The 17,584-nt window shown below is 48.8% G+C and carries 22 protein-coding genes and 2 tRNA genes; 17 read left to right on the top strand and 7 right to left on the bottom strand.

Features of this window, described 5'->3' with window-relative positions; all coding sequences use genetic code 11:
- Positions 1-161: 161 nt before the first annotated feature.
- Both METTU_RS12380 and METTU_RS12375 read right to left on the bottom strand, forming a co-directional pair.
- Positions 162-821, bottom strand: a complete 660-nt coding sequence (locus tag METTU_RS12380; protein ID WP_006891993.1) for a site-2 protease family protein — start codon at positions 819-821, stop codon at positions 162-164.
- Between the two features lie 10 nt (positions 822-831).
- Entirely contained in the window at positions 832-1,455 is a 624-nt protein-coding gene (locus METTU_RS12375; RefSeq protein ID WP_006891991.1) for an L-threonylcarbamoyladenylate synthase, read from the bottom strand.
- 321 nt (positions 1,456-1,776) lie between these two features.
- On the opposite strand from METTU_RS12375, the gene METTU_RS12370 reads away from it, so the two are divergent.
- Positions 1,777-2,007, top strand: a complete 231-nt coding sequence (locus METTU_RS12370) for a hypothetical protein (protein ID WP_006891989.1) — start codon at positions 1,777-1,779, stop codon at positions 2,005-2,007.
- Positions 2,008-2,207: 200 nt separating this feature from the next.
- Here METTU_RS12370 and METTU_RS12365 read toward each other — a convergent pair whose 3' ends face one another.
- On the bottom strand, positions 2,208-2,585 hold the full coding sequence (locus tag METTU_RS12365) for a hypothetical protein (protein ID WP_006891988.1): 378 nt from the start codon (positions 2,583-2,585) through the stop codon (positions 2,208-2,210).
- A 371-nt stretch (positions 2,586-2,956) separates the two neighbouring features.
- Between METTU_RS12365 and METTU_RS23235 the strand changes: the two genes are divergently transcribed.
- Entirely contained in the window at positions 2,957-3,151 is a 195-nt protein-coding gene (locus METTU_RS23235) for a hypothetical protein (RefSeq protein WP_150107781.1), read from the top strand.
- A 110-nt stretch (positions 3,152-3,261) separates the two neighbouring features.
- Here METTU_RS23235 and METTU_RS12355 read toward each other — a convergent pair whose 3' ends face one another.
- From METTU_RS12355 to METTU_RS12340, 4 genes are all read right to left on the bottom strand, one after another.
- Complete coding sequence (locus tag METTU_RS12355) at positions 3,262-4,566, bottom strand: DUF3422 family protein (protein ID WP_006891986.1); 1,305 nt, start codon at positions 4,564-4,566, stop codon at positions 3,262-3,264.
- Between the two features lie 475 nt (positions 4,567-5,041).
- Positions 5,042-5,117, bottom strand: a tRNA-Phe gene (locus METTU_RS12350).
- Positions 5,118-5,145: 28 nt separating this feature from the next.
- Positions 5,146-5,221, bottom strand: a tRNA-Phe gene (locus METTU_RS12345).
- Positions 5,222-5,282: 61 nt separating this feature from the next.
- Positions 5,283-5,921, bottom strand: a complete 639-nt coding sequence (locus METTU_RS12340) for a DUF4126 domain-containing protein (protein ID WP_006891985.1) — start codon at positions 5,919-5,921, stop codon at positions 5,283-5,285.
- Between the two features lie 168 nt (positions 5,922-6,089).
- On the opposite strand from METTU_RS12340, the gene hslV reads away from it, so the two are divergent.
- The 15 genes from hslV (at position 6,090) to METTU_RS12270 (ending at position 17,453) form a co-directional block, all read left to right on the top strand.
- A complete protein-coding gene (hslV, locus tag METTU_RS12335; protein ID WP_006891984.1) occupies positions 6,090-6,638 on the top strand; it encodes an ATP-dependent protease subunit HslV in 549 nt (182 codons plus the stop codon).
- 4 nt (positions 6,639-6,642) lie between these two features.
- Positions 6,643-7,962 (top strand): ATP-dependent protease ATPase subunit HslU, encoded by a 1,320-nt coding sequence (gene hslU, locus METTU_RS12330; protein WP_006891983.1) that lies wholly within the window; start codon positions 6,643-6,645, stop codon positions 7,960-7,962.
- Positions 7,963-7,982: 20 nt separating this feature from the next.
- Positions 7,983-8,264 carry a hypothetical protein gene (locus tag METTU_RS12325; protein ID WP_006891979.1) on the top strand — a complete coding sequence of 94 codons (282 nt, stop codon included), beginning with the start codon at positions 7,983-7,985 and terminating at the stop codon, positions 8,262-8,264.
- Positions 8,265-8,299: 35 nt separating this feature from the next.
- Positions 8,300-8,542 carry a hypothetical protein gene (locus tag METTU_RS12320; protein WP_006891976.1) on the top strand — a complete coding sequence of 81 codons (243 nt, stop codon included), beginning with the start codon at positions 8,300-8,302 and terminating at the stop codon, positions 8,540-8,542.
- A complete protein-coding gene (locus METTU_RS12315; RefSeq protein ID WP_006891969.1) occupies positions 8,532-8,795 on the top strand; it encodes a type II toxin-antitoxin system RelE family toxin in 264 nt (87 codons plus the stop codon). The genes METTU_RS12320 and METTU_RS12315 overlap by 11 nt, the downstream gene beginning before the upstream one ends.
- Before the next feature lie 20 nt (positions 8,796-8,815).
- Entirely contained in the window at positions 8,816-9,205 is a 390-nt protein-coding gene (locus tag METTU_RS12310) for a gamma-butyrobetaine hydroxylase family protein (RefSeq protein WP_006891967.1), read from the top strand.
- Positions 9,206-9,275: 70 nt separating this feature from the next.
- Positions 9,276-10,022, top strand: coding sequence for a bifunctional demethylmenaquinone methyltransferase/2-methoxy-6-polyprenyl-1,4-benzoquinol methylase UbiE (gene ubiE, locus METTU_RS12305; RefSeq protein WP_006891965.1), 747 nt, complete (start codon positions 9,276-9,278; stop codon positions 10,020-10,022).
- 1 nt (position 10,023) lies between these two features.
- Positions 10,024-10,644 carry a ubiquinone biosynthesis accessory factor UbiJ gene (locus METTU_RS12300; protein ID WP_006891963.1) on the top strand — a complete coding sequence of 207 codons (621 nt, stop codon included), beginning with the start codon at positions 10,024-10,026 and terminating at the stop codon, positions 10,642-10,644.
- Between the two features lie 114 nt (positions 10,645-10,758).
- Positions 10,759-12,309 carry a ubiquinone biosynthesis regulatory protein kinase UbiB gene (gene ubiB / locus METTU_RS12295; RefSeq protein ID WP_006891961.1) on the top strand — a complete coding sequence of 517 codons (1,551 nt, stop codon included), beginning with the start codon at positions 10,759-10,761 and terminating at the stop codon, positions 12,307-12,309.
- Between the two features lie 80 nt (positions 12,310-12,389).
- Positions 12,390-12,548 carry a hypothetical protein gene (locus tag METTU_RS23670; protein WP_169624898.1) on the top strand — a complete coding sequence of 53 codons (159 nt, stop codon included), beginning with the start codon at positions 12,390-12,392 and terminating at the stop codon, positions 12,546-12,548.
- 40 nt (positions 12,549-12,588) lie between these two features.
- Positions 12,589-13,146 carry a thioredoxin family protein gene (locus METTU_RS12290; RefSeq protein ID WP_006891959.1) on the top strand — a complete coding sequence of 186 codons (558 nt, stop codon included), beginning with the start codon at positions 12,589-12,591 and terminating at the stop codon, positions 13,144-13,146.
- Positions 13,147-13,355: 209 nt separating this feature from the next.
- Positions 13,356-14,528: a phosphoglycerate kinase gene (locus METTU_RS12285; RefSeq protein ID WP_006891957.1), complete on the top strand. Its 1,173-nt coding sequence runs from the start codon at positions 13,356-13,358 to the stop codon at positions 14,526-14,528.
- Positions 14,529-14,607: 79 nt separating this feature from the next.
- Entirely contained in the window at positions 14,608-14,853 is a 246-nt protein-coding gene (gene rpoZ, locus METTU_RS12280; RefSeq protein ID WP_006891956.1) for a DNA-directed RNA polymerase subunit omega, read from the top strand.
- Between the two features lie 12 nt (positions 14,854-14,865).
- On the top strand, positions 14,866-17,037 hold the full coding sequence (locus tag METTU_RS12275; protein ID WP_006891954.1) for a RelA/SpoT family protein: 2,172 nt from the start codon (positions 14,866-14,868) through the stop codon (positions 17,035-17,037).
- 11 nt (positions 17,038-17,048) lie between these two features.
- On the top strand, positions 17,049-17,453 hold the full coding sequence (locus tag METTU_RS12270) for a RidA family protein (protein ID WP_006891952.1): 405 nt from the start codon (positions 17,049-17,051) through the stop codon (positions 17,451-17,453).
- Positions 17,454-17,584: the final 131 nt, after the last annotated feature.

Here is a 17,584-nt window from a genome sequence, read left to right as displayed (position 1 = left end):
GGAGGTAGAGCAACGCATGGAGCAGTTGCCGACGACGGCATGACCGAGGCTGGCGGCTGCTCTAAAGCATCAGCCGTATTTTGATCCCTATTCTCGCTCATGCTCAAGCTTCGAAATGCGGCAAAAGGAACTGGAACCTGGAAAGCAGGGTAAAAATCAATCTACAATCCGGCAATTGAAAAAAACACTTTCTGCGCAACAAACATCGGATAAGCCAAAATCGAACCCAGAACATTCGTGTATAACAGCACCAATAAAATAATAAATCCGAAGCGTTCCAGGCGGTTATATTGCCACGCCCAATAACTCGGCAAAATGCCCGTCAAAATGCGGCTACCGTCCAACGGCGGAATAGGCAATAAATTAATCAACGCCAACACCAGGTTAATTGAAATGCCGGCAATCCCGGTATAAATCAGCGGCAATGAGATAGCTTCGGTTTGCGCGCCTATCGTCACCCCTACCCGGGCAATTAACGCCCAACCGACCGCCATCAACAAATTGGCAACAGGACCGGCCAGAGCGACTATCGCCATATCGCGCCGTGGATTTTTAAAATTCCGCGCATCGACAGGAACCGGTTTTGCCCAGCCAAAAATAAATCCGGTAAAGGAGAGCAATAACAAACCGGGGATGATAATGGTGCCGAGCAAATCAATATGCTTAATCGGGTTTAAGGTTAACCGGCCCAATGCCGAAGCCGTGTTATCGCCGTATTTTTTTGCCACCCAGCCATGCGCTACTTCATGCACGGTAATCGCAAAAACCACCGGCAAGATCCAAACCACTATGCGTTGTAAAAGTGTCAATTCGTCCATCATGCCCGCATCCTCACCCGACCAGCATCGGAGCAAGGCCCTTGCCCTGCCTGATGATCTCAACGCCGCTACTGGAAAACTCGATAATAGTCGTTTGCTCAAACTCAATAATTCCGGCGTCAATTATCAGGTCCAACTCATGCTCAAGTTTGTTCCTGATCTCGTAAGGATCGGTCAATGCCTCATCTTCCCCCGGCAACATCAAGGTAGAGCTAAACAAGGGTTCGCCCAGCTCCTGAACCAGCAATTGAGCGACAGGGTGATCGGGAACCCGTATGCCTACCGTTTTTTTCTTGGGATGCTGTAAGCGGCGAGGCACTTCGCGCGTCGCTTCCAAAATAAAAGTAAAGGCTCCCGGCGTTAACGCCTTAATCAGCCGATAGGCATCATTGCTGATTTTGGTGAACATGGATACCTGGGTTAAATCTTTGCAAACCAGAGTAAAATTGTGTTTATCGTCCAACTGTCTGATACGACGGATTTTATCCAGCGCCTGCTTATCGCCTATCTGGCAGGCAATCGCATAAGATGAATCCGTCGGGTAAACGATGACGCCACCTTTACGGATTATGTCCACGGCACGATGTATCAAGCGCAGCTGCGGACTCTCCGGGTGTATTTCAAAAAATTGGGCCATTTATGTAAGTGCTGAGTTGTTGTATATCAAATAATTATACCGTACATCCACATAAGCTTGCAGTTGAAAACCATGTAGCTTTCAAGCAGCATCAAAAATATCATGTTAATCGGGGCGCTTACTATCCGGAAAAAACAAACCCCAAGCTACTGATTCTAGATGGGTGATTAAACCCAGCCATCATGTTCGATTATTTTTAATGATCGACTCTTACCTTGGGCATCCGCAATGCCGGTAATCAGTTTACGCGCCCGGAATTGATGGTCATCCTTCGTTCAAAAATTGTAAAATGTAACTTTTAACCTTGCGTGTGCTGACAAAATGAATAAAAACGACGACGTGAATGTACTTAGCGAAGATGAATTGGAATTGGAGCGTTTTGCCAAGCAAGGAAATAAACTTAAATGGACCTGGATAATCGGAACTCTGGTGATGATCATCTGCATAATGTATGGAGATGCCGCCCAGTGGTTATTAGTCGTTTTTATAGCAATTTATATCTTCATTACAACAGCGAACTATTTGAGGTCGATTTCTTCCAAAAATTCCTGAACCGTTGCTCGGGATATTTTTGACAGACCATTTTGCAGCTTCTAACCGGGATCGTGAACGGCGTCCAATATCCACCTCGTTTTGCCGACCCATGCATAAAACAACGATATAAACATTTTCATGGTCAAACTTGACGCTGAATATACATAGCTCGGATTAGCGTCGTAACTCGGCAAAGCAACGCGTACTCATGGCTATCTTTACAGCCCTGACATCACATAAAAGACATGCCCGCCAATCTGCCTAACGACCTCTCCGGCCCGTCTTGGCTTGGTGCCTGTGTTCCAGCTATCAGAGTTTCGCACTATAGAATCCTTACCGCCCATAACTGATTTAGCTAACGCCGTGTAATGGGCCATCAGATTGCGTGGCGGAGTTAATCGTGAAACCCCCGTTAGCTTACATATTGCCTTGCCGGTACGTTTGGCTCGGTTAACCGTAGCCTGCCCTACAGCAATAGCGCCCTCGATAGACTCGCCTCTCGATTCCGCGAAAATGATTTTAGCCAGACATCTCTCTTCACTGACTTGAGTCGGCATAGGCAACAGGAATGCTATTGTTAAAATTAAGTTAGTCATGGGGCAATTCCTTTGGGTTAGTTTCATTTATCCCACGCCAATCTCCTCAATGTCGGGTTCGCTTGGGCATTTTTCGACTCATTGGATGCTAGACTTTTTACAACAAAAATAAATAAGTGCGAATGCGTATGCATCCGGATGACCACCTCCCTACTGGCAGCGCATACTGCCGACAAGTACATCAGGAGCAGTAATCTATTTAAACAATCCCTCTTCTTGCCGTAATGGAATGCGGCAGAGTTAATCGCACCGGAATGATTTATCAGCGTTTAGGTATTTTGCGATATACCAATGATCAGTCATTTGACTTAATGTGTACCCGTTACCGATATGCGTTCAACTCAAAGATTTACGAAACAGGAATTGCCGTCATGACACCAACAGAATTGACCCAGCAAGCCTTCAGGCTCTACGACAGCATTAGAATGCAAAGCTATAAAACCCCAAAGCATTCAGACCATAGGAAGCGTTTACATTCCGTAGGACTGCGAGCCTTTTACAGATATAAACGACGCATGAAAAAAGCCGAACAAAGCCTGTTCGAAGTCTCCCGCTGGGGCTTTTAAAGATTCAGTCGCTAACCCGGCCAAGCAATGACCACACTGTCGCGCAACTTGTGGCTTCCGGATTTAACCTAGCGCTTACCCTAACGCTTAGTCGCCCTTGAGGAATCTCGTTATTCAGTGGTATTGGCTATGATCTTATGAATCCGTTTACTACTGATAGCGATAATGATCAAAATAAAAGGAATGGAAATGCCCTCAATAAGTTCCGGATTGACCTTCCAGCCAACCAAATGAAGCGCTTCGGCTATTTTGCCGATAAGACTGGTCGCATAATAAGTAATGGCAACCATCGAAATGCCTTCAACCATTTGTTGCATCCGCAGCTGCATCTTTGCGCGTAAGGCCATGGAAGTCAGCAAGCCCTGATTTTGTTTCTCAATAATGATGTCGACACGGGTACGCAGTAATTGACTTGCGTTACTGACCCGTTCGGAAAGCTGGGTGAAGCGTTGCGAGATCGATTCGCAGGTGTTGATCGCCGGTTCCAGTCGTCGTTTGATAAATTCGCCCAAGGTCTGAATGCCTTGAATCCGAACTTCGCGTAAATCGTTGACGCGTTGTTGCACCAATTGATAATAGGCGCTGGCTGCCGCAAAGCGGAAGTGATTGCTGGATATGTAATTTTCAACTTCCGCGGCCAGCGTGGTTAGCTCATCCAATAATTCGCTGTCATTATTATCGGGCAGCGTCATTGCGTTGGTGATGCTGTACAGCTGCCGGTCGGACTTATTTAATGCAGGCCGCAGCTTGCGCGCGATAGGGAAAGCCAGCAACGCCATAACCCGATACACTTCAATTTCAAACAGCCGTTGCAACAAGCGCCCGGCCTGTTCCGTTCTCAAGTCATGGTTAATAATCAAAAAACGACTAAAGCCATCAACATGAATGCGAAAATCCGTGAATACCGACGCTGCGCCGCCGGTTACCTTAGAACCGATGACCGGGTTGTCGGCAAAGTGAACCGAAAGGGCCGCTAAATCGGCATTTTCGTCATAATTAATATCGGCAGCGCAGACGATGGTTGTATGAGCCGCAACAATGACTTGCCCGGTTAACTGCGACATCCAGTCCACCGGCACTTTTTTTAGCGCCGAATCCGCAAAAGGCTCTTTAGGGGTGTCATGCACATAAAAACTGTAAGTACTAAACTCGCCGTGCTGCTCCCATCGTATTTGAAAGGAATTAAAGGTAGCGCTAAAGTGATCCGCTTCTTTTTCAGGCTTTGCGACACCGAATCTTTCGCAAAGCGTAGTCAAGTGCTTACGTTCCTGCATTTTTTCATCGCTGGACAGCAATAACGCAAGATGGCTCGCTCTAACCGGCAGACTCCCGATAGACGGCGCTCTGGCGTGGACTTCGTTGTGAAGAACGAAACGTTGAGGATGGTTTTCAGGAATGGGGAATAAAGTCGTCACAGGTGTTTTTAGAGTTTTTAAAGTAACAGTGGATGGAACCAATTTTACCTAAAAAACGCAGTTGAGCTTGGTTATTATCTCCACGAAGCACGGCCTTGACTGATAACAATGCGATGTTGACGCGCTTTTTTGGAAAATATGTGCCTTCCGCAGCACGTAAACCAAGGGACACAAAGGCATAGAAACGTCTGGTTAAGCCGGCTTGCCAGGTGTGATCCAGGACTGTTTAGGCATTTAAAGCCATGGCGTGCAAGCCTTACGGGATACCTGAGAAGCATTGTTGACTGAATTAAGAGTAAGACCACCGTTTAAGATTGCGGCCTCTGTCAGGACGTCCTGCTTTTCGATGATGCCTCGAAACGTCTCTGTTACCAATCCGGGTTTAGCAAAGCTCCGGAAATAACCCTGACAAGGAACCAAAAACCTTCGCGCATAAAAAAACCGACTCAATGGTCGGCCTTTTTAAAGCTATTCATGGTGCCCAGGGGCGGAATCGAACCGTCGACACGAGGATTTTCAGTCCTCTGCTCTACCGACTGAGCTACCTGGGCATTTTGAAGTATTGCTGATTTTTTGCAGTGGTGCCCAGGGGCGGAATCGAACCGTCGACACGAGGATTTTCAGTCCTCTGCTCTACCGACTGAGCTACCTGGGCGGAACTACAAAAGAGCGCCATTAGACTCGATTATGAGCCGTCAGTCAATAAATAATGTTTTCTATTGGGACGGATTTTGGCTGGTCGGGGTGTTTTCGCTCCTGAACAGGTTAATAATAGAACTAAAGACTTTTTTCACACCCGCCCATATCCGTGGCAGCAGCCAGATCATCAGCACGATAAAACCCGCCAGCGCTATTAAAAACAGTACCGGATGATTGATGCATGCCCAGACGCCGGTTATCACCACGACATCCTCACTGATCGAGGCAATCCAGTTACTGAACGGTTCCGGCGAGGTGTTGATTAATACCCGGCTTCCGGCTTTGGTCGCATGCGAACCTGCCGCCAATCCGCCGCCCACGATGGCGGCGGCCAATTCAACGGCAGGATTCAAATCGCCCACCGCTCCGGCCGCGAGCATGGCCCCTGCCGGGATACGGATAAAGGTGTGTATCGTGTCCCAGCCAGTGTCTACGCCCGGCATTTTATCGGCAAAAAACTCGATACAATACATAAGCCCCGCGGCTCCCATGACCATCGGGGTGGCGACTATTTGCAAATCCGGAGGCAGATCGATATTGCCGGTATTGGCAAGGTAACCCAGCGTGAACAGCGTCGCATACAAATTAATGCCGCTGGCCCACGCCAAGCCCATTGTTAAGGCCAAGGTTGTTGATATTTGATTCAGTGCGTCCATTAGAGCTCCCCCTTTTCTGACTGGTTTACTCAGCGTAGCATATTTTTCTGAACCTCTGCTAAACCGTATCCAGCACACTAATGTGATACTGCGCTCATTTTTTCGCACATTTAAATTCAGACCATGTAAAATTAAACTTACGTATTTGGTAATTTTGGGATATTTAAAGTGAGTTTTAGAGGAACAACGATACTTTCCGTTCGCCGGGGCGACAAAGTTGTGATCGGCGGCGATGGGCAGGTCACATTAGGCAACACGGTCATGAAAGGCAATGCCCGCAAGGTGCGCCGTTTATATCACGATAAAGTCATCGCCGGTTTTGCCGGAGCAACGGCGGATGCGTTCACCCTATTTGAGCATTTTGAAGGCAAGCTCGAAAAACATCGCGGCAATTTAACCCGTGCCGCTGTGGAAATGGCTAAAGACTGGCGCACCGACCGCGCCTTGCGCAAACTGGAAGCATTGCTGACTATTGCCGATGCGAGAACATCGCTGATTATTTCCGGCACCGGCGATGTGATCGAGCCTGAATTCGACTTGATGGCGATAGGCTCCGGCGGCGCTTTTGCCCAAGCTGCCGCGCGTGCATTACTGGAAAACACCAATCTTAGCGCCCGTGAAATTGTCGAACGGTCTTTAAATATAGCTGCCGATATTTGTATTTACACCAACCACAATTTGCGTATTGAAGAACTCGACGCCGAACCTAACGAGTAGACAAATGACCCAAATGACTCCCAAAGAAATCGTAAGCGAGCTGGACAAGCATATTGTCGGCCAAGCCAACGCCAAGCGCGCTGTCGCCATTGCGCTACGCGACCGCTGGCGCCGCCAGCAGGTCGACCCTGCCCTGCGCGAAGAAATCACCCCTAAAAACATTTTAATGATCGGCCCGACCGGCGTCGGTAAGACTGAAATTGCCCGTCGTCTGGCACGTCTGGCCAATGCGCCTTTTATTAAAATTGAAGCCACCAAATTTACCGAAGTCGGCTACGTCGGCCGTGATGTCGACTCCATTGTCCGCGATTTAGTCGATACCGCCGTCAAAATGACCCGCACGATCGAAATGGACAAGGTTGAAAACAAGGCTTTCGATGCCGCCGAAGACCGGATTCTGGATATTTTGCTGCCCCGAGCCAATGGCGGCATGCTATCCGACACCGAAGAATCGACCCGCCAAAAAATGCGCAAGAAATTACGCGAGGGTGATCTGGACGACAAGGAAATTGAAATTGACATGCATCTTGCACCGATGGGCGTTGAAATTATGGCGCCTCCCGGCATGGAAGAGATGACCAGCCAATTGCAAGGCATGTTCCAGAACCTAGGTTCGGGCAAAACCCGCTCCCGCAAAATGAAAATCAACAAAGCCCTGAAAGTCTTACAGGATGAAGAAGCGTCCAAACTGGTTAATGAAGATGATATCCGCTTGCGCGCGGTAGAATCCGTTGAACAAAACGGCATCGTGTTCCTGGACGAAATCGACAAAATCTGCAAACGTTCCGAGCTGGGCGGCGGCGAAGTTTCCCGCGAAGGCGTGCAGCGTGATTTATTGCCGTTGGTTGAAGGCACTACGGTCAGCACCAAGTACGGCTCGATCAAAACCGACCATATTCTGTTTATCGCCTCGGGTGCGTTCCATTTGACCAAACCGTCGGATCTGATCCCCGAACTGCAAGGCCGCTTCCCTATCCGCGTTGAACTGGATGCGCTTTCGGCCGATGATTTTGTGCGCATCCTGACCGAACCGGATGCTTCGCTAACCGAGCAATATACCGCGTTACTGGGTACCGAGGGCGTATCGCTGTCGTTTTCTGAAGATGGCATCAAGCGTATTGCCGAGTTCGGCTGGCAGGTGAATGAAACCACCGAAAATATTGGTGCCAGAAGGTTGCATACGGTTCTGGAACGGCTGCTGGAGGATATTTCTTATAACGCCCCTGAGCTGATTGGCAACAACATTGTTATCGATGCCGCTTATGTTAATGATCACTTAGCCGAGTTTGTTGAAGACGAGGATTTGAGTCGTTATATTTTGTAATTAAGGCTTTTGATACAAAAATGGAATACGTATTAATAATTCACGAAGTCGAAGACTATGCCGCGTGGAAAAAAATATTTGACGATGCTGCGCTAATTAGAAAAAGCGCAGGCGAACTGAGCTTTCAGGTTTTAAAACTGGATAACAATCCTAATAAAATCATCCACTTTTCCAAATGGTCATCCATTTCCAACGCCAAAGCATTCTTTGAATCGGAAAAATTGGTTGAAATAAGAAAACAAGCCGGCGTGAAAGCGCCCGAATTTATTTATTTGGAACAGTTGGAAGAAGATGTGTTGTAAGCACAGAATTGTATAGGATACGCTGTGCTTACTATATGAAAGCCGAGCATTACAAAGGGGGTATCACTATGCACGTTAAATATAAGTTAAACACCAATGATCTTGATGCCAATTTTTTGAAATCGGTCAAACTCATGTTTAAAGATAAGGATATTATTATTTCAATTGCCGATACAGAAAACGATGAAGATTTTGCATTGGGTAAGGCGATAGAAGAAGGGCTTTTAAGCGAATCCGCCTCTAGAGAAGAGCTTGATAAAGTTTTATATGCGGATTGAGATAAAGGCCAGCTTTGTTAAGGATTTAAAAACCGTACCTAAAGATTTCAGGGAAAAAATTACTACCGTTATTTGCACAATGGAACAAGCTTCTAATCTTTCGAACTTAACAGGCATCAAAAAACTGAAAGGTTATCAAAATTTTTATCGCATTCAAGTTGGGGCTTATCGATTAGGTTTTGTATTAGAAGAAAATACCATTGTGCTTGTTCGATTCTTGCACAGAAAAGAAATTTATCGATTTTTTCCATAACATTAGAGCTACGAACCTACATGCGCCTAACTGCCAAACCTGCCAATACCCACCCGACTGAAATCAAGCTGCATCAGGTTTCCAATATTGTTGAAATCAGCTTTGATGACGGCAGCGTGTTTCAACTGCCGAGTGAATATTTGCGCGTCTACACGCCTTCGGCGGAAGCGGTAGGTCACGCGCCCGGACAGGAAGTTCTACAGGTCGGCAAGGAAGACGTCACCATTAAAGAAATCAAGCCGGTAGGTAATTATGCAATCGCCCTGGTATTCAGCGACGGCCATGACAGCGGCATTTATACTTGGGATTTGTTATATAAACTGGGCGCCGAATATCAGGCTTTATGGGCTAATTATCTCCATAACCTGGAAGCTGCCGGATACAACCGCAAAGAACCGCTACAAAACTAACTCCAGCACTGCAGGATGTGTTCCCACGCCGGAGCGTGGGAACGATATTTAATGACATATAGGTACAACAATGACCACTAACACCACCCATTTCGGATTTAAACAAGTCGCCACAGAAGACAAAGTCAATCTGGTCCGCGGCGTATTCGATTCCGTTGCCGGACAATACGACATCATGAACGACCTGATGTCATTGGGCATCCACCGCATCTGGAAACGCGTTGCCGTGCAACTCAGCAATGTGCGCAAAGGCGAGCAAGTGCTCGATCTGGCCGGCGGCACCGGCGATTTGACCACACTGTTCGAAAAGCGCGTCGGCCCGGAAGGCCAAATCGTCCTGGCCGATATTAATTCCGAGATGCTGCGCACCGGACGCGACCGACTGATCGACAGAGGCTTGGTCGGCAATATCCGCTATGCGCAAGTCAATGCCGAATGCCTGCCCTTTGAGGACAACACTTTCGATTGCGTCTGCATCGCTTTCGGCTTGCGTAACGTCACCGACAAGGATGCCGCGTTGCGTTCCATGCACCGCGTCCTGAAACCCGGCGGCCGCGTTATCGTGCTGGAATTTTCGCATCCGGTCGATAAAATCACCGAAAAGGTCTACGATTTTTATTCATTCAAACTGTTACCCAAAATTGGCAAAATTGTTGCAAAGGATGAAGACAGTTATCGCTATCTTGCCGAGTCTATCCGCATGCATCCCAAACAGGATGAGCTGAAAAAGATGATGGAAAACGCAGGCCTCGAACGCTGCGAATACTTCAACATGACGCAAGGCATCGTCGCCGTTCATAGAGGTTATAAAATCTAGCATGTCCATCAAACCCTTGCTGATTGGCGTACTGGAAGCCACGCTCAATCAATATCTTGCGTTGGATCAGGACAGCGGCTATTTTTTAACACCGCTGGCCGGTAAAGTCATTGCCGTTACCGTTCAGCCGTTTGATGAAACCATTTACCTGTGCCCGACTACCGATTCCATTCAATGCCTGGATCAGTTTCCCGACCAGGCCGACACCCGCCTGACCGGCTCGATTTGGGCGCTGGGTTTAATGGGGCTGAGCTCAACACCGATGCGCTCAGTGTTCTCCGGCGAGGTAAAGATTGAAGGCGACATGCAAACCGGCCGCAAATTTCAGGAGCTGTTCGCCAAGCTGGACATCGATCTGGAAGAAAAACTGTCGCAGTTCACCGGCGATATAATCGCGCATAAGGTGGCAGGCTTTTTTCGTGCCGGTCAAAGCTGGGGCAAAGATTCGCTTGAAACCTTCAGGCTGAATGCTAAAGAATTTTTGCAGGAAGAAACCCGTGATTTACCGGCAGCACCCGAAGCGGATATTTATTACGCCCAAGTTGATGAATTGCGTACCGATTTTGACCGACTGCAAAGCAGGATTGATCGTCTGAAAAGTACGTTGCAAAATAAATCTTAATTATTCACCACGAAGGACACGAAGTTTTACCTTATTTTTCTTCGTGAACTTCGTGTCTTCGTGGTGAATTTAAGACTTAAAAACACAGCCCGCCCTACAAACATAAGGTAACTCGTGATCCGCCCTAAATTATTATTGCGTCTAATCCATATCAACTGGGTTCTGGTTTTTCACGGCCTGGACGAAATCGTTTTAAAAACTCATTTATTCCGACCTGTCCGTTATTTAGCCGTTTTCTCCCCCCATTTTTGGCTTAGAAACTCATCAGACTCTCGCGGTGCCAGGATTCGGCGCGCACTGGAGGATTTGGGGCCGATTTACGTCAAATTCGGCCAGGCCTTGTCTACCCGAAGAGACCTGTTGCCCGATGACATCGCCGATGAACTAATCAAACTACAGGACCGAGTCCCACCTTTTGCCAACGAACTTGCGCGCAGCATTATCGAAAAAGAACTGGGCATGTCGATCAGCGACGCGTTTGCCGAGTTTGATGCCGAACCGCTAGCCTCGGCGTCAGTCGCACAGGTTCATACCGCCGTCTTGCACAGCGGCGAAAGCGTTGTGGTTAAAGTGCTGCGTCCCGACATAGAAGGTCGCATACGCTCAGACATAGGACTGCTCTACGAACTGGCCCGTTTTGCCGAACGCTTCTGGGCTGACGCAAGAAGATTGCGCCCTATGGATGTCGTTGCCGAATTTGAAAGAACCACGCTGGATGAACTCGATCTGGTCAGGGAAGCCGCCAATGCCGCCAAATTGCGCCGCAACTTCGAAAACTCCGACGTCATCTATATACCGGAAATTCACTGGCCGCTAACGCGCCGGAAAGTGCTGGTCATGGAAAGGATTCACGGCATCCCGGTAGGTAACATCGACCAGCTTCGAGAAGGCGGTGCCAATTTTAAATTACTCGCCGAACGCGGCGTGGAAATCTTTTTCACCCAAGTATTCAGGGATAATTTTTTCCATGCCGACATGCATCCCGGCAATATTTTTGTCGATCTGCCGGCCAAATATATCGCCGTTGATTTTGGTATCGTCGGCACCCTGTCATTGTCCGACCAGCACTACCTGGCGGAAAACTTCCTGGCTTTTTTCAATCGCGACTACCGCAAAGTGGCCGAAATGCATGTTGAATCGGGCTGGGTTTCCGAATCGACCCGGATAGAAGAGTTTGAATCGGCGATACGTAGCGTTTGCGAACCGATCTTTGAAAAACCGCTGAAAGACATTTCATTCGGCCAATTGTTGCTGCGTTTATTCCAGACTGCGCGCCGTTTCGATATGCACGTTCAACCTCAACTGGTACTGCTGCAAAAAACCCTGCTCAATATCGAGGGCTTGGGGCGACAGCTTTACCCTGACCTGGATTTATGGCAAACCGCCAAACCTTTTCTTGAAAAATGGTTTCACGAGCGCATCGGCCCTAAAGCCAAAATCGACAAACTGATCAAACAGTTTCCCGACTTTGCCGAGCAATTTCCCGAAATCCCCTCGTTGATTTATAAAGCGCTGGACAATGCCGCTCACGCAAAGCAGCATGCAGAAATACAAAATAGGGAATTAATGCTGCTGCGTCAACAAATGGACAGCAATCACCGCAGAACGGTCTGGGCTATGCTGATCAGTGCAGTGGTCATCAGTGCGGCGGTATTGTTTCAATAATTAAATTCTGTAGGCCGGAATAAGCCAGTTCGAGCGGGAGCGAGAATCGGCGTTGCCTACATGGATGTAGGTAAGGGGGCGTGAGCACGACTGTCATGGATGCAGGAGGTAGAGCCATGCAGGAGCAATTACCGAGGAGCGGAAGCTTTTCCGGCAATCCCCCCTGCAAGCCGGAAACGCCACCTTGCGGTACGCGCTTGGATGGTCTTATTCCGGCCTACGCCTATCGTGGTGAATAATTCCTACGTTTTTTCATACTAAAAAAGTAGAGGTGCGAAAATGGTAACACTGGAAACGCCGATCTGTGATTTCGGCAAGAAAGCGATCGATTTTGAATTGCCCGGCGTTGACGGGCGCACTTGGTCTCTACAACAGTGCATGGGTAAAAATGGCCTGTTGGTGATGTTTATCTGCAATCATTGTCCGTATGTCAAAGCCGTGCAAGACCGGATTGTCAGGGATACGCGCGAACTTAAAGCGCTTGGCGTCGAATCGGTAGCGATCATGTCCAACGACACGGTTGAATACCCCGCCGATTCATTCGACAACATGAAAAAGCTGTCCGACCAATTGGGTTTCAGTTTCCCTTATTTGCTGGATGAAACCCAGCAAGTCGCCAAGGCTTACGGCGCTATCTGTACGCCGGACTTTTTTGGCTATAATGCCGACTATGAATTGCAATACCGCGGACGTCTGGATGCCAGTCGCAAGGAAACCGCACCGGAAGGCACCAAGCGGGAATTATTCGAGGCGATGAAACTGGTTGCCGAAACCGGCCACGGCCCCAAAGAGCAAATCAATAGCATCGGCTGCTCGATCAAATGGAAGCAGGATTAACTAAGTTTAAAAATGCGACTGCATGGATGCAGGAGGTAGAGCAACGCAGGAGCAGTTGCCGAGAACGCAGATGCCAAAAGTAGGCGCCTCTAGGCGACGCCGATGAATATGATAAGCGCTGATAATTCAAAAAATCTTACTTAATCATAATAATCAGCGTCATCTGCGTTCTATTAAATAAAATCAACCCACAACAATGAGAGCGTAATATGTCAATTAAGAGAATGGTAGATCTGGACTTGTCGGGCAAACGGGTATTAATCCGTCAGGATCTGAACGTACCGGTAAAAAACGGCAAAGTGACCAGCGACATTCGTATCCAGGCCAGCGTACCCACCATTGAGAAAGCATTGGCTGCGGGCGCTGCGGTCATGGTGATGTCGCATCTGGGTCGCCCGACTGAAGGCCAATACGATGAAGAATCTTCGTTGAAACCGGTCGCCGAACGCTTATCCGAATTGCTCGGCAAGCCGGTCAGACTGGAAAAAGACTGGATCGACGGCATCACCATCCAGCCGGGCGAAGTCGTGCTATGCGAAAACGTGCGCTTTAATGCCGGTGAAGGCAAAAACGACGATACGCTAGGCAAGAAAATGGCGGCTCTTTGCGACGTGTTTGTGATGGATGCTTTCGGCACCGCACACAGAGCGCAAGCCTCAACCCACAGCGTAGCCAAATTCGCAGCGATTGCTTGCGCGGGTCCGTTGTTAGCCAGTGAACTGGACGCACTGGGCAAAGCCCTGGAAACACCGGCCAAGCCTCTGGTTGCGATTGTCGGCGGCTCCAAAGTATCGACCAAATTGACGGTGTTAGAATCCCTATCGGAAAAAGTCGACCAGTTAATCGTCGGCGGCGGTATTGCCAACACCTTTATTGCGGCAGCCGGTTTTCCAGTCGGCAAATCGCTCTATGAAGCCGATCTGATCGATGAAGCCAAACGACTGATTGCCGCGGCCAAAAGCAAAGGTTCCGACATTCCCATCCCTGTCGACGTAGTTTGCGCTAAGGAATTTTCGGAAACCGCCGTCGCCACCGTTAAAAAAGTCGCCGATGTCGAAGCGGATGACATGATTATGGATATAGGACCGGAAACCGCAAAACAGTATGCCGAGATATTAAAAACCGCCGGCACCATCGTCTGGAACGGCCCGGTCGGCGTATTTGAATTCGACCAGTTCGGCAACGGCACCAAAGCATTGGCGACAGCGATTGCCGAAAGCAAGGCTTTCTCGATTGCAGGCGGCGGCGATACCTTGGCGGCTATCGACAAATACGGGATTAACGATGACGTGTCTTACACATCGACTGGAGGCGGCGCCTTCCTTGAATTTCTTGAAGGTAAAGAACTTCCCGCCGTTTCTGTGTTAAAATCAAAACGATAGGCACAAGACGAAGGGCAAAAGGCGAAAAAACCTTTTGCCCTGAGCCTTTCGCCTTTAACCCACTACATCAGGATTAAAAATGGCCAGAGTCACAATCGAAGATTGTTTAGAAAATGTTGAAAATCGCTTCAAACTGGTTTTATTAGCCAGCACCAGAGCGCGCCAACTCAGCCACGGTGCGACTGAATTTGTGCCACGCGGTAAAGACAAGGATACGGTTGTCGCGTTACGCGAAATTGCGGCAGGTCATGTTACGCCTGAAAACGTCGCGCTGCTGCATCGTGTCGGCGAAGCGCACGATCACCAACATAACCCAATGTTCTAATTCGTAGAGCCTATGCTGGAAATAGCGGACACGATCGAGCTGGAACGCCCTCAGGACAAACTGATCCGGCGTTTATGCACGACCTTGTCCGGCTATCTGGATCAATCCCAAATCGACCAATGCGTCCGTGCTTATGAAGTCGGCGCTGATGCTCATGAAGGTCAATTTCGTAAAAGCGGCGAAGCCTATATTTGCCACCCTGTCTCTGTCGCGATCAGCCTTGCTGAAATGCGCATGGACGCCAACGGCATCATGGCCGCGATACTGCATGATGTTATAGAAGATACCCCGGTCAGTAAAAAAGAGCTGGCTGAGCAGTTCGGCACGGAAGTCGCGGAACTGGTTGACGGGGTTACCAAATTAAGCAAAATCGACAGTAAATCACATGCCGAAACGCAAGCGGAAAACGTCCGCAAAATGTTTCTGGCCATGGCCAAGGATTTACGCGTCATCATCGTCAAACTGGCGGACCGGCTGCACAACATGCAGACACTCGGCGTCATGCCGGCGGCAAAAAAACGCCGCATCGCCCGCGAAACCCTGGATATTTACGCCCCGATCGCCAATCGCCTGGGCATGAATAATATCCGGCAAAAACTCGAATCTCTGAGTTTTGAGGCGATGTACCCGATGCGGCACGCGGTGTTAAATAATGCGGTAAAAAAAGCGCGGGGCAACCGCCGCAAAATTGTCGACATCATAGAAAACACGATAAAAAATCGTTTGGAACAAGCGGGCCTGAACTGCGACGTGGCCGGACGGGAGAAAAATCTTTACAGCATTTATAAAAAAATGCTCAACAAAAAAATCTCCTTGGCCGACGTTTTTGATGTCTATGCGTTCAGGATTTTTTGCGATGATGTCGATACCTGTTACCGCGTTTTAGGCGTTATGCATAATCTGTACAAGCCGATTCCCGGACGCTTCAAGGATTACATCGCTTTACCCAAAGCCAATGGCTATCAATCGCTGCACTCCATCTTGATGGGACCTTACGGCGTGCCCATTGAAGTTCAGATCAGAACACATGAAATGCACCGCATGTCGGAATCGGGCATCGCCGCGCACTGGCTGTATAAATCCGATGACGATAATAAAATCGAAAAATTCCAGGATCGCGCCAACGAATGGCTGAGAGATTTGCTGGAAATCCAAAAATCCGCCGGCGACTCGCTGGAATTTATCGATAACCTGAAAGTGGACCTGTTCCCGCAGGAAGTCTTTGTGTTCACTCCGCAGGGCGCCATTATTAAACTGCCGCGCGGCGCGACCATCATCGACTTTGCCTACGCGGTACATACCGACCTGGGCAACGCCTGCGTTTCCGCCAGAATCGACAAACAGCTGGTACCGCTGCAAACCAAACTGGAAAACGGCGTCACCGTCGAAGTCATTACCGCATCGTGGGCCAGACCCAACCCGCTTTGGCTCAATTATGTGATCACCGCCAAAGCCCGCTCCGGCATTCGCAACTACCTGAAACATTTCAAACAGCAGGAAGCGATTAACCTGGGCCGCCGTTTACTGGAAAAAGAGCTGCTGGCCATGCATCTGCATCTGGAAAACATCGACAAAGACAAAATACAAGCCTTGCTCCAGGTCTTGTCCAAGCAATCGCTGGATGAATTGCTTGAAGACATAGGACTAGGCAATAAAATGCCGTTTTTGGTCGCCAAACGCATCGCCCAGGATGATATTAACGCCACCGTCAAACTGGATGACGGCGACCAGGGCCAAAAGAAACCGCTGGTCATAAAAGGCACGGAAGGCATGGTCATCACCCTGGCAAAATGTTGCAGGCCGATTCCGGGCGATTCGATCATCGGCTATTTCAACCCCGGCAAAGGCATCGTCGTGCATCATCACGAATGCCGCAACAGCAGTGTGGTCAGGAAAAAACAAACCAACTGGCTGGATGTTGAATGGAGCTCGGATGCCGCCGGCGACTTTCCGGTTGAACTCCGCATAGAAATACTCAATCAACGCGGCTCGCTGGCGACCATCGCCTCGACTATTTCCGAACTGAACTCCAACATTGAAAATGTCACCGTCGTCGATCAGGATGACCGCATTAGCGTCGATTTAATCACCTTAACCGTCAAAGACCGGGTGCATTTAGCCAAAATCATGCGTCGCTTGAAAGAGTTATCGATAGTGTTAAAAATTACTCGCGTTAAAGCATAAAGGATTAAAAAATGGCCAAACAAATCATCCAGACAGATAAAGCCCCGCAAGCCATCGGCACCTATTCGCAAGCAGTCAGGGTTGATCGCACGGTTTATCTTTCAGGACAAATACCGCTGGTGCCTGAAACGATGACCATCATCGAGGGCGATATAAGCGCGCAAATCACCCAGGTGTTTGATAACCTGCAAGCCGTTGCAGAAGCGGCGGGCGGCGACTTTTCGGACATCGTCAAGTTGAATGTTTTTTTGACCGATTTGGCGCACTTCCCGTTAGTCAACGAAATCATGGGGCGTTATTTCCAGGCCCCCTACCCCGCACGCGCCGCTATCGGCGTTGCCGCTTTGCCTAAAGCCGCCGATGTGGAAATGGATGCGATTATGATTTTAAAGCCCCAGGAATACCCGGCTTGTTGAATGACACTGCATTTACGGATTTAAACGGATGAAACAAGGCGAAAGGCAAAGGGCAAAAGGCGAACAAGCCATCTTTTGCCCTTTGCCTTTCGCCTTGTGCCTATAATATCTCTATGAAGAAGTTCAGTTTT

Origin of the sequence: Methylobacter tundripaludum SV96 (assembly GCF_000190755.2) — a bacterium.
Taxonomy (GTDB): domain Bacteria; phylum Pseudomonadota; class Gammaproteobacteria; order Methylococcales; family Methylomonadaceae; genus Methylobacter_A; species Methylobacter_A tundripaludum.
This window is presented reverse-complemented; position numbering and strand designations above follow the sequence as displayed.

What these genes read in the sequence shown, in the direction of transcription:
- METTU_RS12310 (WP_006891967.1), top strand. Translation starts at nt 8,816, where the DNA reads ATGCGCCTAACTGCCAAACCTGCCAATACCCACCCGACTGAAATCAAG.
- METTU_RS12275 (WP_006891954.1), top strand. Translation starts at nt 14,866, where the DNA reads ATGCTGGAAATAGCGGACACGATCGAGCTGGAACGCCCTCAGGACAAA.
- METTU_RS12380 (WP_006891993.1), bottom strand. Translation starts at nt 821, where the DNA reads ATGATGGACGAATTGACACTTTTACAACGCATAGTGGTTTGGATCTTG.
- METTU_RS12370 (WP_006891989.1), top strand. Translation starts at nt 1,777, where the DNA reads ATGAATAAAAACGACGACGTGAATGTACTTAGCGAAGATGAATTGGAA.
- METTU_RS12340 (WP_006891985.1), bottom strand. Translation starts at nt 5,921, where the DNA reads ATGGACGCACTGAATCAAATATCAACAACCTTGGCCTTAACAATGGGC.
- hslU (WP_006891983.1), top strand. Translation starts at nt 6,643, where the DNA reads ATGACCCAAATGACTCCCAAAGAAATCGTAAGCGAGCTGGACAAGCAT.
- ubiE (WP_006891965.1), top strand. Translation starts at nt 9,276, where the DNA reads ATGACCACTAACACCACCCATTTCGGATTTAAACAAGTCGCCACAGAA.
- METTU_RS12315 (WP_006891969.1), top strand. Translation starts at nt 8,532, where the DNA reads ATGCGGATTGAGATAAAGGCCAGCTTTGTTAAGGATTTAAAAACCGTA.
- METTU_RS12300 (WP_006891963.1), top strand. Translation starts at nt 10,024, where the DNA reads ATGTCCATCAAACCCTTGCTGATTGGCGTACTGGAAGCCACGCTCAAT.
- METTU_RS12285 (WP_006891957.1), top strand. Translation starts at nt 13,356, where the DNA reads ATGTCAATTAAGAGAATGGTAGATCTGGACTTGTCGGGCAAACGGGTA.
- METTU_RS12320 (WP_006891976.1), top strand. Translation starts at nt 8,300, where the DNA reads ATGAAAGCCGAGCATTACAAAGGGGGTATCACTATGCACGTTAAATAT.
- METTU_RS12375 (WP_006891991.1), bottom strand. Translation starts at nt 1,455, where the DNA reads ATGGCCCAATTTTTTGAAATACACCCGGAGAGTCCGCAGCTGCGCTTG.
- METTU_RS12325 (WP_006891979.1), top strand. Translation starts at nt 7,983, where the DNA reads ATGGAATACGTATTAATAATTCACGAAGTCGAAGACTATGCCGCGTGG.
- METTU_RS12365 (WP_006891988.1), bottom strand. Translation starts at nt 2,585, where the DNA reads ATGACTAACTTAATTTTAACAATAGCATTCCTGTTGCCTATGCCGACT.
- METTU_RS12270 (WP_006891952.1), top strand. Translation starts at nt 17,049, where the DNA reads ATGGCCAAACAAATCATCCAGACAGATAAAGCCCCGCAAGCCATCGGC.
- METTU_RS12290 (WP_006891959.1), top strand. Translation starts at nt 12,589, where the DNA reads ATGGTAACACTGGAAACGCCGATCTGTGATTTCGGCAAGAAAGCGATC.
- rpoZ (WP_006891956.1), top strand. Translation starts at nt 14,608, where the DNA reads ATGGCCAGAGTCACAATCGAAGATTGTTTAGAAAATGTTGAAAATCGC.
- METTU_RS23235 (WP_150107781.1), top strand. Translation starts at nt 2,957, where the DNA reads ATGACACCAACAGAATTGACCCAGCAAGCCTTCAGGCTCTACGACAGC.